A 14,873-nucleotide genomic window follows, 5' to 3' on the forward strand; every position below is an offset into this window, starting at 1 on the left:
TTGTCAATTTTATATCTTATTATTGCAAATAAAAAAATGAATTATGAGCGCTTTTAAAAATTTTCATAGAGAAATAGTTCCACTTGCAGCACAAGATAGTTTTTTGGTTTTTGACAGAGTTAAAGATGAGTTTGATTATCCTGTACATTATCATCCTGAATTTGAGATCAATTTTATATTGAACGGAAAAGGTGTGAAACGTGTTGTAGGCGACAATATAGAAGAGATTGACGATATAGAGTTGGTGTTGGTTGGTCCTAATTTGTACCACGGTTGGGAATTGAATAAATGCAAAAACAAAGAAATTCACGAGATAACCATTCAATTTCATAATGATCTTTTTCATGAGTTTTTGTTGTCAAGACGAATTATGACACCTATAAAGGAGATGTTTAATCGTTCTGTACATGGTATTTTATTTTCAAATCAAGTGGCCGAAATGCTTACTCCAAGGTTAATAAAGATATCCAAGTTGGATGGTATGGACTATTTCTTGGAGATCATTTCTATATTGTATGATCTTGCAAACTCCCGTAATCAAAGGCTTTTGTCAACTTTTACCGTTGAAAATGATACTTTTGAAGAGTATGATAAAATGAAATTGATCTATGATTATATTCAAAAGAATTTTGCCGAAAAATTATCATTGGAAGAAGTGGCAGGTGTGGCAAATATGACGACGATTTCTTTTAATAGATTTATAAAAAAACGTACTGGAAAAACATTTGTCAATTATATTAATGACATCCGAATTGGTTACGCAGCCAGGTGGTTAGTGGAGAAAGACCTAAGTATTTCGGAGGTTGCCTTCAAGTCGGGGTTTAATAATATAGCTAATTTTAATAGAAGTTTTAAGGCTTTTAAAAAATGTACTCCTAGTCAATACCGCGATGATTTTTCAGGATTAAAGAGAATCTTATAATACACATCATTTTTTTTGCTAAAATGCTTCCTGCGAGAGTCTTTCAGGAAGCATTTTTTATTTCGAAATTAACTATATGATATATATTATAGGTAATAAATAGTAATAATTTAAAAAATTCTGATTATAATTTTTTTATATGTAATTATATTTTCATTTTGAAAAAATATTATTAGTAAATGATATAATAATATTAATTTGATGTTAAGTACTGTTATAGATTTGTTAATTATAAATAACACTAATTAATACCAATGATAATATCCGAAATAGCCATTTGGATATTATTGAACTTAACTAACAAATTTTTATTATGAAAAGATTATTATCTAATTTGATTCATTGGAAGTTCAATTACCAGATGCTTCTGTTGATGTCGTTTTTCCTATTAGCGAGTAGCTTTACGTTTGCTCAAACGAGCGTATCAGGTACTGTAAAGGATGCTGAAGGCTCTTTACCAGGTGTAAATGTTACTATAAAGGGAGGTAGCAATGGTACAACAACTGATTTTGACGGAAATTATAAATTAAGCGGTCTGAAAGCTACAGACGTTTTAGTTTTTTCGTTTATAGGCTATGCTTTACAAGAAGTTAATGTTAATGGAAAAGAAAAAGTAAACGTTGTTCTTGTATCTGCTTCTAACCAGTTGGAAGATGTTGTAGTTGTAGCTTATGGAAAAACTACCAAAAAAGATTTAACAGGTGCAGTAGGTGTAATTAGTTCAGAAAAATTGACTAGTATGCCAGTAACATCAGTAGATCAAGCTTTGCAAGGTAAAGTTGCTGGTTTGCAAGTAACACAAGATTCTGGTGCTCCTGGATCAGGAATGTCAGTAAATATTCGTGGAGTTGGTTCTTTTGGAAGTACATCTCCACTATATATAGTTGATGGATATCCTGTAGAAGATATTTCGTATTTGAATCCGAATGATATTCAATCTATTTCTATTTTGAAAGATGCATCAGCTTCTGCTTTATATGGGGTTAGAGCGAGTAATGGTGTTGTAATTGTTCAAACTAAAAGCGCCAAAAAAGGAGTTATGGTTGTCGAACTTAGCAGTTGGTTAAGTACAGGTGACCTACATAAAAAAATTGATATGTTGAACGTTAATCAGTTTGCTAAATTCGCAAACGATTTAGGTACAGCACAAGGCGTGGCAACACTTCCAGAATGGGCAAACTCGGGTGCTGGTTTAACGAATGTTGATTGGCAAGATTATGCTTATCAAACTGCAGTTAGATACGGACATAATGTTTCTATTAGAGGTGGAAGTGATAAAATTAGAGTTGCTTTAACAGCTGGTCTTACAGATGAAGATGGTATTGTTATAGGGGCTTCAAGTAAAAAATGGAATTTAGGTTTAAAAGGTGAATATGATATCACAGATAAATTTAAAGCAAAAGCTGACATTAAATATAACAAACAATCTACTTATACGCCATTAGGTGGTGGATACGATAATTTAGCAAAGGTTTTTACAAATGTTCCTTATTTATCTAATACAACAGGAACAAATTTACCTTATGATAATGGATTGTATGGTGCTTTTAGAGACGTAAGTCAATTTGCTACAAGTACAAATATTTTGGGTCTGGCTTTAGACCAAGATAATGATAATGCTAAATATACGACGCAAGCTAATTTGGGTGTTGAGTATGATATAATCCCTGGATTGAATGCAAAAGCTAATTATGGTTTTACTACTATAAGTGACAATAGAGCTCAATTTTTACCATCTTATTTCCGTAGTTCTGCAAATGCTGATAATAGAGCAAATGCGACTTATGCCATTACACACAATGTGTATAATGATTGGATGGCTGAAGGTTTATTGGAGTATACAAAATCTTTTGGTAAAAGTAAATTCAATTTGTTGGGAGGGGTTTCTGCTCAAAGAGGTACTAATGAAGTTTTATCTACTAGAGGTTCAGATTTTTTAAGTAATGATATTAGAGATTTATCAGCAGCTGGAAAAATTGATTATACAAACGGATATACTCGTACTAGTACATTGGCGAGTCAATTTGCAAGATTCAATTATAGCTATGATAATAAATATTACATCACGGCAACTGCAAGAAGAGATGGTGTTGGAGATCGATTTTTAGAAGATCCATATTCTCCTTTTTATTCTGCAGGTGCAGGTTGGAATATAGATGAAGAAGCTTTCATGAAAGGAAGTGTATTTAATGTATTGAAATTAAGAGGAAGCTACGGTGAAACTGGAAACTATAAAGGAATTGGGCCTTTCCTTTATCAAACTACTTATGCTAACGGTATAAATGGTGATGATGCTGGATATACTTTTGGCGGACAACTTTCGCCAGGTCTAGCGCCAACAGGATTAGCTAATAGTTCTTTAAAATGGGAAACTCAACTTCAAACTGATTTAGGTATTGATGGAGAATTATTTGATGGAAAAGTTTATTTTACAGTAGATTATTTCAATAAAGAATCTAAAGATTTCTTGTTGTATCAAACAAAACCAGCCCAAACAGGTTTTACTTCAGGACCAGTAAATGCTGGAAATATTGAGAATAAAGGTTTTGAGTTTTTATTAGGATATAGAAAAACTAATGGTGATTTTACTTGGGATGTTTCAGCTAATTTAACTACAATTGAAAACGAAATCACTAGTCTTGGTGGAGAAGAATTTGTAAAATTTACTTCTCAATTTGCTCCATCTTTTGTTGATGATTGGCAAGATATTACGCGTTCATACGTTGGCGGTAATGTTGGATCTTTTTATGGTTACAAAGCAGCTGGTATTTTCCAGAATCAAGCAGAAATTGATGCTTTGAATGCAGGTGCTGATGGTGGAGTTTATCAAAATTCAGCTACTGTACCTGGAGATAGAAAATTTGTAGACGTTAATGGAGATGGCAAAATAACAGCTGAGGATAAAACAGTTATTGGAAGTCCAATTCCTAAGTTTTACGGTGGTTTTAGTTTCAATGCAAAATATAAAAAATTCTCTTTGGGTGTTGATTTTAATGGTAGTTACGGAAATGAAATTCTTAATTATACTCGTGTTGAGCAAGAAACTGCAGGTGGTTATGGTATAAGTAACGGATATACAAATATTAGTGTTGATTATTACAATAACTATTGGAGAGGAGCAGGAACTTCAAATGAATATGCAAGAGCAACTTTGATTGATGCAAATAAAAATAATAGAGCTTCCGATCACTTTATAGAAGATGGTTCTTACTTAAGATTAAGAAATTTAAAAATTGGTTATTCACTGCCTGAAAGTATAATAAGTCAATTGGGTATGTCAAACTTAAATATTTATGTGAGTGGTCAGAACCTATTAACTTTTACTAAATACACAGGATGGGATCCAGAAATTGGTCAAGTTTCTGATCAAAACGGTACTACAGGTGGTGTGCAAACTAGAGGAATTGATTTTGGTAGTTATCCAGTATCTAGATCATTTACTTTAGGTTTAAACTTACAATTTTAAAAAAACATTAGAAATGAAAAAAAATAATAAAATTAAGATAGCAAAAACATTTTTAGCTTTTGCAATATTGATTTCTTCAAGTTGTTCTGAGAACTTCTTGCTAGATGAAAAAACAGATGGTATTAACGGCGAAATTGTTTTCTCAAATGATAATACTGCAACTGCAGCTATCTCTGGAGTATATGATACGTTTCAAGGAGAAAAAAGTGCCGAATATAATACTAAAGCATTGTTTTACCCTGCAAACTTCTTGTCGCAAGACCTTTTGAATGTTGGAGCAGATACTTTCTTTCAACGATATGAAATACCTTCAACTTTTGCGCCGTTTAATGCGCTTTGGGAAAGTCATTATATTGGTATTGGTAGAGCAAATATGGCGTTAGCAAAATTACCTGAAGCTATAGAAGCTGGTAAAGTTAGTGCGAATTTAGGGAATAGATTGCAAGGAGAATGTTTGGCAGTTAGAGGTATTATGTACACTATTTTAGCTTCAAATTTTGGGGGTGTTCCAGTTGTAATTTCACCTTCAGATGGTGTAAATGATTATGCCCCAAGAAATACACAAGATGAAGTTTTTACTCAAATTGCTAAAGACATGGAAGAAGCAGTTACTAAATTGCCATGGACATATGACGCTATAGACAAAGGTAGAGCAACAAAAGCTACAGCTTACGCTTATCTTGGAAATGCCTATATGTGGTTAAAACAATATGATAAAGCGGCAAAGGCTTATGAAGCAATAGAAGGACATGCTGCTTTAGAAGCAAATTTTCTTGATATTCATGCCACTATAAATAGAAACGGTAAAGAATCTTTATTTGAATTGCAATTTAATGATGCAGTAGGTGATTTGTCATGGGGACGTGATGATAATGTTACTTTTTTACAATCATTTTGTATGCCTGCTGAAGTGGGTAAAGGTGGTGGATATGCAGCTTCTACAAAAGTCTTACATGACTCATTTGAACCTGGTGACTCAAGAAAAGCGGCTACTGTTATAGGACCTGGTGAAACACATCCTGATCCACTTATAAAAATTTCTGAATATGAAAATATAATTGCAGAATATGGTGGAATGAATACTTGTGGTACTGTTGATGCACCATGGTATGGCCCAGGAGAAACAGCATCTAGCGGTAGAACTGGTTATTATAATGTGAAAACATGGAGAGACCCAAAAGTACAAGGATGGAGTTATCCAAATTTATTTGGTGGTCAAAATCTTATTATTATGAGATATGGCGAAGTTTTAATTAGCCAAGCAGAATGTTATCATAAACTTGGTAATGACACCAAAGCTGTAGAATATTTAATGAAAATTAGAAATAGAGCAGGATTGACAACTGCACCTACTGCTAATCTGGATGAGGCTATTTTAAATGAATACAGACATGAGTTGGCAGGAGAGTTTTCATTATGGTATTTATTAAGAAGAACAGGAAATCATGTTAAATACATTAAGGATAGATTCAATGTTACGATTCCTGCAGGACATGATTTAGTTCCAATTCCTCAAAATGCACTAGATGTGAATAAAAATTTAAAACAAAATCCTGGTTATTAATTTGGTTTAATATTGTTTAGATTCCTAAAAGAGGGTATTTTTTACCCTCTTTTTTTATAAGTTAATGAATAGTTGTTATGTATGATCTTGAAAAAATAATTGTTATAAAATAATTTTAATATGCTAAAAAAATTTGCTTCATTCTTGGTTTTGTTTTTTGTTTTTTCAAGTTGTTCAAAACAAAACGAAGATACTCTGTTTACTAAAATGGATGCTTCTGTAACGGGGATTACTTTTGTTAATGAAGTAACGAACGGAAAGAAAATGAATCTTTTTAATTATAGAAATTTTTATAATGGAGGTGGTGTTGCTATTGGTGATATCAATAATGATGGTTTATCAGATGTGTTTTTTTCATCGAATCAAGGTAGTAACAAACTGTTTTTAAATAAAGGAAATTTTAAATTTGAAGATATTTCGCAAAAAGCAGGTATACAAGGGAATAACTCTTGGTCAACAGGAGTTACGATGGTTGATATTAATGCTGATGGATTATTAGATATTTACGTTTGCTCAGCAGGAAATGAGAATGCCGAAAACCAAAAAAGCGAACTGTTCATCAATAAAGGAAATAATATTTTTATTGAAAATGCAGCAGAATATAATTTAGCAAATACAGGTATAACTACAAATGCAACCTTTTTTGATTATGACAAAGATGGAGATCTCGATGTTTATATTCTAAATAACAGTTTTATACCAGTAAGCAGTCTAAATTACTCTAATAAAAGAGAATTACGCGATAAAGATTGGGATGTGCCTGAAATACTAAAAGGCGGCGGCGATAAATTAATGCGTAATGACAACGGTAAATTTACAGATGTAAGTCAAGAAGCAGGTATTTATGGAAGCCTTATCGGATTTGGATTAGGTGTTGCTGTTGGGGATTTAAATGGGGATTTATATCCAGATATTTATATATCCAATGATTTTTATGAAAGAGACTACATATATATCAACAATAAAAACGGAACATTTACCGAAGAGTTGCAAAATAAAGTAAGTCATATCAGTCAATCTTCAATGGGCTTAGATATGGCGGATATTAATAATGACGGACTAGCTGATATATTCGTTACGGATATGTTGCCAGAACCGGACGACCGCCTTAAAACGACTACAAGTTTTGAAAATTATGATTTATTTACCCGAAAATTAAATCTTGATTTCTACAATCAGTTTATGCAAAACACATTACAATTGAATAATGGGAATAATACATTTAGCGAAATTGCCAATTTTGCAGGTGTTTCCCGAACCGATTGGAGTTGGAGTGCACTGCTGTTTGATATGGATAATGACGGTTATAAAGATATTTATGTTTGTAATGGTATTTATCACGACTTGACTAATCAAGACTTTATGGATTTTTTTGCCAATAGTTTTATTCAAAAGATGGTTCGAAGTGGCAAAAAAGAAGAATTAGAAACTATAATCAATAAAATGTCAAGTACGCCTGTTTCTAATTATGCATTCAAAAATAATAAAAATCTAACTTTTACAAATGAGGCACAAAATTGGGGATTAGATATGCCGAGTTTTTCAAATGGCGCTGCTTATGGAGATCTTGATAACGATGGGGATCTTGATTTAGTGGTAAACAATGTCAATATGGAATCGTTTGTTTATCAAAATAATTCACAAAAAAAGAAAAGCAATCATTTTGTAAAAGTGCAACTAAAAGGTGATTCTCAGAACAAATTTGCTGTTGGGAGTACTGTTAATTTATTTTCAGGAAAGGAAATAATAAAACAAGAATTGATGCCTTCCAGAGGTTTTCAATCTTCAATGGATTATAGTTTAGTTTTTGGTATTGGAAACAAAAAAATTGACTCTTTGCAAGTGATATGGCCTAATAATAAATGTCAAACAATAAAAAAAGTAACAGCAAATACTACTTTAAAATTAGATATTAATAAGGCAAAAGCAGATTATATATTTAATAAAATACTGCCAAAACATTTGTTTACAGAAAAAGCAAATTCTTTACTTCCTAACAAAGAAAATGATTATATCGATTTTGATTATGAAGGGTTAATTTCAAAAATGTTGTCTCAAGAAGGGCCTTCGTTAGCCGTAGGAGATATCAATGGAGATGGAAACGATGATGTTTACATTGGTGGTGCAAAAGGGGCTTCGGGAAAAATATACATAAACAAAGGCAACAACAATTTTGTAATAACAAAACAAATTGACTTAGATAATGATTCAGATTTTGAAGATACAGCTGCTAGTTTCTTTGATGTAGATATTGATGGAGATTTGGATTTAATGGTCGGATCTGGTGGAAATGAAAAAGCAGATCAAGCTAATTATAAAAACCGTTTGTATTTAAATAACGGGAAGGGGCATTTTATAAAAAGCAAGACTAATATTCCAACAACAAATAATAATGTGGCAGTAATAACGGCTACTGATTTTGATAATGACGGGGATATTGATGTATTTATTGGCAGCAGAAGTGTTCCAGGTGTATATGGAATCGATCCCAAACATTTATTATTAGAAAATGACGGCAAAGGAAATTTTAAAAATAGTACAGACATAATAGCATTCAAATTAAACCAAGTTGGAATGGTGACTGATGCAATTTGGGAAGATATTGATAACGATGGCAAAAAAGATTTAATTTTAGTTGGCGATTGGTCTGCGCCAGTAATTTTCAAAAATACTGGAAAAAAATTGGTTGAATTCAAATCAAATTTGTCTAATTATTCGGGCTTTTGGAATGCAGTTTCCTGTGTGGATTTAAATAATGATGGACAAAAAGATCTTATTTTAGGAAATAAAGGAACTAATTCGTCTTATAAAGCAACAAACGAAAATCCACTGAAATTATTTATTAATGATTTCGATGATAATGGTACAATTGAGCAAATTGCAACCAGAACAATTAGCGGACGTGATTTGACTATTAATTTAAAGAAAGAATTGGCAAGTCAAATTCCATCCATTAAGAAACATAATTTAAGTTATGCCGAATATGCTACAAAATCGTTTCAAGATATATTTTCGAAAGAAGTTATAGACAAGTCAATACAAAAAAAGGTGACAACACAAGAAAGTTGTATCGCAATTAATAAGGGGAATGGTAAATTTCAAATACAAATACTGCCTAAAGAAGTACAGTTTTCGAGTGTAAATACCATTTGTACACTAGATGTAAATAACGATGGTATTTTGGATATCATTTTAGGTGGAAACCAGTATGGATTCAAGCCACAATATACTCGATTGGATTCTAATTTTGGAAGTGTCCTTTTAGGCAATAAAAACGGTAAATATTCTTGGCAACCTTATCAAAAATCAGGGTTTTTTATAAGAGGTGAAGTAAAACACCTTGGAAAAATAAAAAACAAAAACAGCTCCATTGCTATAATGGCAATTGTGAAAGACGCAGCGCCTAAGACATTCGAAATCAATAAATAAATAGATAATAATATACAGATCAATTAAAAAGCTTTTTTTGATTGTAATTATTAATAATAATGACTTTAGTTTAATTTTTTTATTTGGTTATTTTTTAGTGCATTCCCTAATCTGAGCAATTAGGGATTGCTTTTATTTTAACATTTTATTCTTATGCAATGAAGATTCTTAAATCACATTTACTGATTGTTTTTTTTAGTTTTTACTTCTCAGTTTTGGCACAAAGTGTCAAAAATAGAGAACATATTTCACTAGATAAAGATTGGAAATTTGCTTTTGGTCATCCATCAGATACGAAGAAAGATTTTAATACTGGAACGGCTTATTTTTCGTATTTGGCAAAAGCAGGTTTTGGAGATGGCGCTGCTAATGCTTCTTTTGATGACCGTTCTTGGCGAAAGCTGGATCTTCCTCATGATTGGGCAGTAGAACAAGGTTTTAGCAATGAAGCTAGTTTTAGCCACGGATTCAAAGCAATTGGCCGAAATTTTCCAGATAAAAGCATCGGTTGGTACCGAAAAAAAATTACCATTCCCGAAAGTGATTTGGGACGCCGAATTCATATCGCATTCGATGGTGTTTTTCGTAATTCTATTGTTTGGGTAAACGGACATTATTTAGGAAATCAAGACAGCGGTTATTTAGGTTTTGAATATGATATCACCGATTATATTAATTATGGAGGCGAAAATACAATCGCCGTTCGTGTAGACGCAACCATGGAAGAAGGTTGGTTTTATGAAGGCGCAGGGATCTATCGTCATGTTTGGCTTAATAAAACCAATGAGCTTCATGTTCCGGATAACGGCACTTTTGTGCAAACAAAAACAAAAGACAATACATCAACAATTAACGGATTAGTAACACTTACAAACGAAGGAAAAACTCGAAAATCATTCAAAATAAACCAAACTGTTTTTGATGCCACTGGGAAAAGTGTTTCCGAAAAAACAATTAATTCCTGCAGTTTAAATCCAAGAGAAACCAAGGACTTTTCAGCAGATTTAACAGTACAGAATGCTACGCTTTGGTCGCTTGAAAATCCTTATTTGTATAAAATGATTACTTCGGTTTATGAAGAGGATAAATTAGTGGATACTTTCCAAACGACTTTTGGAATCCGAACTATCCGTTTTGATGCCAATGAAGGTTTTTTTCTTAACGAAAAACATGTCAAAATTAAAGGGACAAACAATCATCAGGATCATGCGGGAGTAGGATCGGCCATGCCGGATGCATTGCAGGATTTCCGAATCAAAACATTAAAATCCTTTGGTAGCAATGCCTATCGTTGTTCACACAATCCGCCAACTCCCGAATTGCTTGAAGCTTGTGACCGTTTAGGAATACTAGTAATTGACGAGAATCGGTTAATGGGAAGCACAGAAATGCACCTAACAGATGTAAAAAAAATGATCGAACGCGATAGAAACCATCCATCAATCATTAGTTGGAGTATCGGAAATGAAGAATGGGGAATTGAAAATGATATTGTAGGTGCCAGAATTGCCAGTTCCATGCAGTCTTATGTGAAATCGATTGATGCTTCCAGACCTGCAACAGCCGCTTTTAGTGGTGGGATTGGCAGTAACGGAATTACAACAGTTATGGGTCTGCTGGGAATCAATTATATCGTGAATAAAAACACCGATGAGCAGCATAAATTATTCCCAAATCAATGCATTTGGGGAACCGAAGAAGGAAGTACTAATGCCACTCGAGGCGAATATTATCGTGACAATCAAAAACACATCATGCCAGCTTATGATAAAGCGCCAAGCTCTAGTTTTATTAGTATAGAACAAGGCTGGAAACACTATAATTCCCGTCCGTATTTGTCAGGAATGTTCATTTGGACAGGATTTGATTATCGAGGGGAACCAACTCCATTTGAATATCCTTCCACAGGTTCTTATTTCGGAATGGTGGACCAATGTGGATTTTATAAAGACACTGCTTGGTACTTAAAGGCGTGGTGGCAAAACGAGCCTGTTTTGCATCTGTTACCTCACTGGAACTGGGCAGGAAAGGAGAATCAAAATATCGAAGTTTGGGCGTATAGCAATTGTGACGAAGTGGAACTTTTTTTAAATAAGAAAAGTTTAGGCAAAAAAACAATGGAGAAGGATGGGCATCTGGAATGGAATGTCAACTATACTCCCGGAACGCTTGAAGCTGTCGGGTACAAAAACGGAAAGAAAATCATAACCGATGTTGTAAAAACTACTGGAGTAGCAACTGTTTTAAATTTAGCGTCTGATAAAAATAATATAGAAGTTGCCAAAAATGATATCGCTATGATTACGGTCAGTGCCAAAGATAAATCAGGACTTTCTGTGCCAATTGCTGATAACGAAGTAACCTTTTCAATCACAGGACCGGGAAAAATTATCGGTGTAGGAAACGGAAATCCGACTTCACTTGAACCCGACCAATATTTAGAAACCAACACCGTTTTGAATATTGAAAATCTGAAAGAAAAAATAGTAGCCGATTTTAATGTTTCCGAAGAAACTCAAGAAAATGTAGCAACCGAATCTTGGCAAAAAGCCTTTACAGACGACAGAGATACTATTTTTGGCAAAAAAGTAAAAGCAGTCGTTTACAGAACCGAGTTCGAATTGCCGGCGAATTACAACGAAACAACGATCAGTTTGTTTTACAACAGTCTTGGCAAAAAGCAGTCTGTTTTTATCAACGGACATAAAATCAGCAATGAAATTCCCGAAAACAAAAAAGGAGACACCTTTGTATTAGAGAAAAAAATACTGCATTCAGGCAAAAATAGCATTGCAATTATTGCCCAGCCCTTATTGAAAAAATACAAATGGGATGTGGTAAATCAAAACCCAGGAACGATTCAAATTATTACCAAAGCCGAAAATTATAAACGCAAATTGTTTAACGGTTTGGCTCAGGTTATCATTCAAACTACTGGCGAAGCGGGCCAAATCACTTTAACAGCAACCAGCAGCGGACTTAAAAAAGTCGAAATAAAAATAAATGCAACGAACAATTAATATAATTTGGGCGTGACCACAAGGGTCGGGCTGTACGTTCCCGCTTTTTTTCTTTTCAATTGCCCCGGGTTTAAACCCGGGGCAATTGAAAAGAAAAAAGAGCTCCACTGCCATCCCTCACGCAAATCCTGCAAAACAAGACATTTGATTTTAAAAAATCTGCGTAAATCTGGATAAATCTGCGTGCTAACATTTTCAAAAATCTATAACAAAAGAAAAAATAAAAAATGAAAAAATTACTTCTCTCCTTACTTCTAAGCAGTATTGCAATTCAAGGTTTCTCACAGGGAAATGTTTATAAACAAGGAACTGGAAAATTTGAAGGTTTAGCCATGACACCGCCAATGGGCTGGAACTCTTGGAACACTTTCGAAACCAACATCGATGAAAAACTAGTAAAAGAAACTGCCGATATTATGGTTTCCACAGGAATGGTGGCTGCGGGTTATAATTACATTGTACTGGATGATGGATGGATGACAAAAGAACGTGATGCCAATGGAAATCTAGTTCCAGACCCAATAAAATTCCCAAGCGGAATGAAATCCTTAATCGAATATGTGCATTCCAAAGGACTAAAATTTGGTTTGTACAATTGTGCCGGTACACATACCTGCGCTGGATACCCAGGAACACGTGGCTATGAATATCAAGATGCCCGTTTTTATGCTAACTTAGGAATTGATTTTCTTAAATACGATTGGTGTAACACTGCAGGAATCAATGCTCCAGAGGCTTATGCAACTATGAGCAATGCACTTAAAACTGCAGGAAGACCTATCGTTTTCAGTCTTTGCGAATGGGGTGACACTCAAGTATGGAATTGGGGAAAACCAATAGGGAACCTTTGGAGAATTTCGGGTGATATTTATCCTTGCTTTGATTGCGAGTTCCACCACGAAGAAGGAAATTGGTCGTCATGGGGATTTATGAAAATTGCAGAAATGCGCAAAGACATTCGTAAGTTTTCAGGCCCAGATCATTGGAATGATTTTGATATGATGGAAGTGGGCGACGGAATGACCAATACCGAAGATAAAACCCATTTTGCGATGTGGTGTATGATGGCTTCACCTTTAATCGCCGGAAATGATTTTAGAAAAATGTCCAAAGAAACCTTGGCTATTTTAACGAATAAAGAATTGATTGCCGTAAATCAGGATAAATTGGGAATTCAAGGATTCAAACTTTCTGCCGAAGACGGATTGGAAGTTTGGGTAAAACCATTATCCGATGGAAATTGGGCTATTACCTTTTTGAACAGATCTGATGTTCCTAAAAAAATCAATTATGATTGGAAAAAAAATCCGATCAAAGATGCTGATTTTGGCTATGAAGCCGATTTCAATAAAACAGTATTCAAAATCAAAGACCTTTGGAAAAACAAAGAAACGGGAACGACCAAAAAGAATTTCACTGCCGATATTGCTTCTCATGATGTAATTACATTAAAATTGATTCCTTAATTCAAAAGATATGAATTTCAAATCAAAGATTGTCTTATTTCTGCTTGCGTTGAGCTGTGGTGGCTTGGCAAACGCACAATTTGTTAAAAAGCACGGACAGCTCAGCGTAAAAGGAACACAATTGGTAGATAAAAACCAAAATCCAATTGTTTTAGGGGGAGTAAGTTTTGGCTGGCATAGTATGTGGCCCAGATTTTATAATGAAAAAGCAGTAAACTGGTTGGCTAAAGATTTTAAATGTAATGTTGTCCGCGCAGCAATGGGTATCGAAGCAGGTGAGCATTCTTATAAGAAAGAACCAGAATTTTCCAAAGAAAAAATCGAAACCGTAATAAAAGGAGCTATTAAATCCGATATTTATGTAATTATCGATTGGCACAGCCATAACATTAATTTAAAAGAAGCAAAGGAATATTTTGACGAAATCTCCAAGAAATACGGAAAATATCCAAATGTAATCTATGAGGTATTTAATGAGCCGGACTACGAAACTTGGCCAGAAGTTAAGGCTTACGCCGAAGAAGTAATAAAGGTGATTCGGGCAAACGACCCAGACAATATTATTTTGGTTGGAAGCCCAAAATGGGATCAAGATGTTAATTTGCCCGCGACAGATCCTATAAAAGGCTATGATAATTTAATGTACACTATGCATTTTTATGCGGCTACACATGGAAAAGAACTTAGAGATCGAACAGATGAAGCAATCAAGAGCGGTTTACCCATTTTTATCTCCGAATCAGCAGGGATGGAAGCTTCAGGAGATGGGCCGATGAACTATGTTGCATGGCAGGAATACATCGATTGGATGGAAGCGAGAAAATTAAGTTGGATCACTTGGTCTATTTCAGATAAAGACGAAACTTGTTCCATGTTAAAAAAATCTGCAAGCTCAGAAGGGAAATGGAAGGATGAGGATCTTAAAGAATCAGGCCTTAAAACACGTGAGTTTTTAAGGAAATACAATGGAAAGAATTAGTTTGTTAAACTCAAAAATCCAACTCTT

Annotated in this window: 7 protein-coding genes; all 7 read left to right on the forward strand. The window is 34.0% G+C overall.

All coding sequences use genetic code 11. The features are described 5' to 3' along the window. The first annotated feature begins 43 nt into the window (after positions 1-43). The 7 genes from AC1DY0_RS12470 (at position 44) to AC1DY0_RS12500 (ending at position 14,846) form a co-directional block, all read left to right on the forward strand. Entirely contained in the window at positions 44-922 is an 879-nt protein-coding gene (locus AC1DY0_RS12470) for a helix-turn-helix domain-containing protein (RefSeq protein ID WP_477188923.1), read from the forward strand. A 313-nt stretch (positions 923-1,235) separates the two neighbouring features. Then, complete coding sequence (locus AC1DY0_RS12475; protein WP_477188924.1) at positions 1,236-4,388, forward strand: SusC/RagA family TonB-linked outer membrane protein; 3,153 nt, start codon at positions 1,236-1,238, stop codon at positions 4,386-4,388. 13 nt (positions 4,389-4,401) lie between these two features. Continuing rightward, on the forward strand, positions 4,402-5,952 hold the full coding sequence (locus tag AC1DY0_RS12480; RefSeq protein ID WP_477188925.1) for a RagB/SusD family nutrient uptake outer membrane protein: 1,551 nt from the start codon (positions 4,402-4,404) through the stop codon (positions 5,950-5,952). A gap of 120 nt (positions 5,953-6,072) precedes the next feature. Beyond that, positions 6,073-9,381 carry a VCBS repeat-containing protein gene (locus AC1DY0_RS12485; protein ID WP_477188926.1) on the forward strand — a complete coding sequence of 1,103 codons (3,309 nt, stop codon included), beginning with the start codon at positions 6,073-6,075 and terminating at the stop codon, positions 9,379-9,381. A 158-nt stretch (positions 9,382-9,539) separates the two neighbouring features. Then, positions 9,540-12,401, forward strand: coding sequence for a beta-galactosidase GalA (galA, locus tag AC1DY0_RS12490; protein WP_477188927.1), 2,862 nt, complete (start codon positions 9,540-9,542; stop codon positions 12,399-12,401). Between the two features lie 227 nt (positions 12,402-12,628). Then, positions 12,629-13,867 (forward strand): glycoside hydrolase family 27 protein, encoded by a 1,239-nt coding sequence (locus AC1DY0_RS12495; RefSeq protein WP_477188928.1) that lies wholly within the window; start codon positions 12,629-12,631, stop codon positions 13,865-13,867. A 10-nt stretch (positions 13,868-13,877) separates the two neighbouring features. Then, positions 13,878-14,846: a glycoside hydrolase family 5 protein gene (locus AC1DY0_RS12500; protein WP_477188929.1), complete on the forward strand. Its 969-nt coding sequence runs from the start codon at positions 13,878-13,880 to the stop codon at positions 14,844-14,846. The last annotated feature ends 27 nt before the right edge of the window (positions 14,847-14,873 follow it).

It is taken from the genome of Flavobacterium sp. P1_E4 (genome assembly GCF_056405915.1).

Bases quoted from the DNA above. Each gene is read 5' to 3' on its own strand.
- AC1DY0_RS12470 (WP_477188923.1), top strand. From the start codon at position 44: ATGAGCGCTTTTAAAAATTTTCATAGAGAAATAGTTCCACTTGCAGCA.
- AC1DY0_RS12475 (WP_477188924.1), top strand. From the start codon at position 1,236: ATGAAAAGATTATTATCTAATTTGATTCATTGGAAGTTCAATTACCAG.
- AC1DY0_RS12480 (WP_477188925.1), top strand. From the start codon at position 4,402: ATGAAAAAAAATAATAAAATTAAGATAGCAAAAACATTTTTAGCTTTT.
- AC1DY0_RS12485 (WP_477188926.1), top strand. From the start codon at position 6,073: ATGCTAAAAAAATTTGCTTCATTCTTGGTTTTGTTTTTTGTTTTTTCA.
- galA (WP_477188927.1), top strand. From the start codon at position 9,540: ATGAAGATTCTTAAATCACATTTACTGATTGTTTTTTTTAGTTTTTAC.
- AC1DY0_RS12495 (WP_477188928.1), top strand. From the start codon at position 12,629: ATGAAAAAATTACTTCTCTCCTTACTTCTAAGCAGTATTGCAATTCAA.
- AC1DY0_RS12500 (WP_477188929.1), top strand. From the start codon at position 13,878: ATGAATTTCAAATCAAAGATTGTCTTATTTCTGCTTGCGTTGAGCTGT.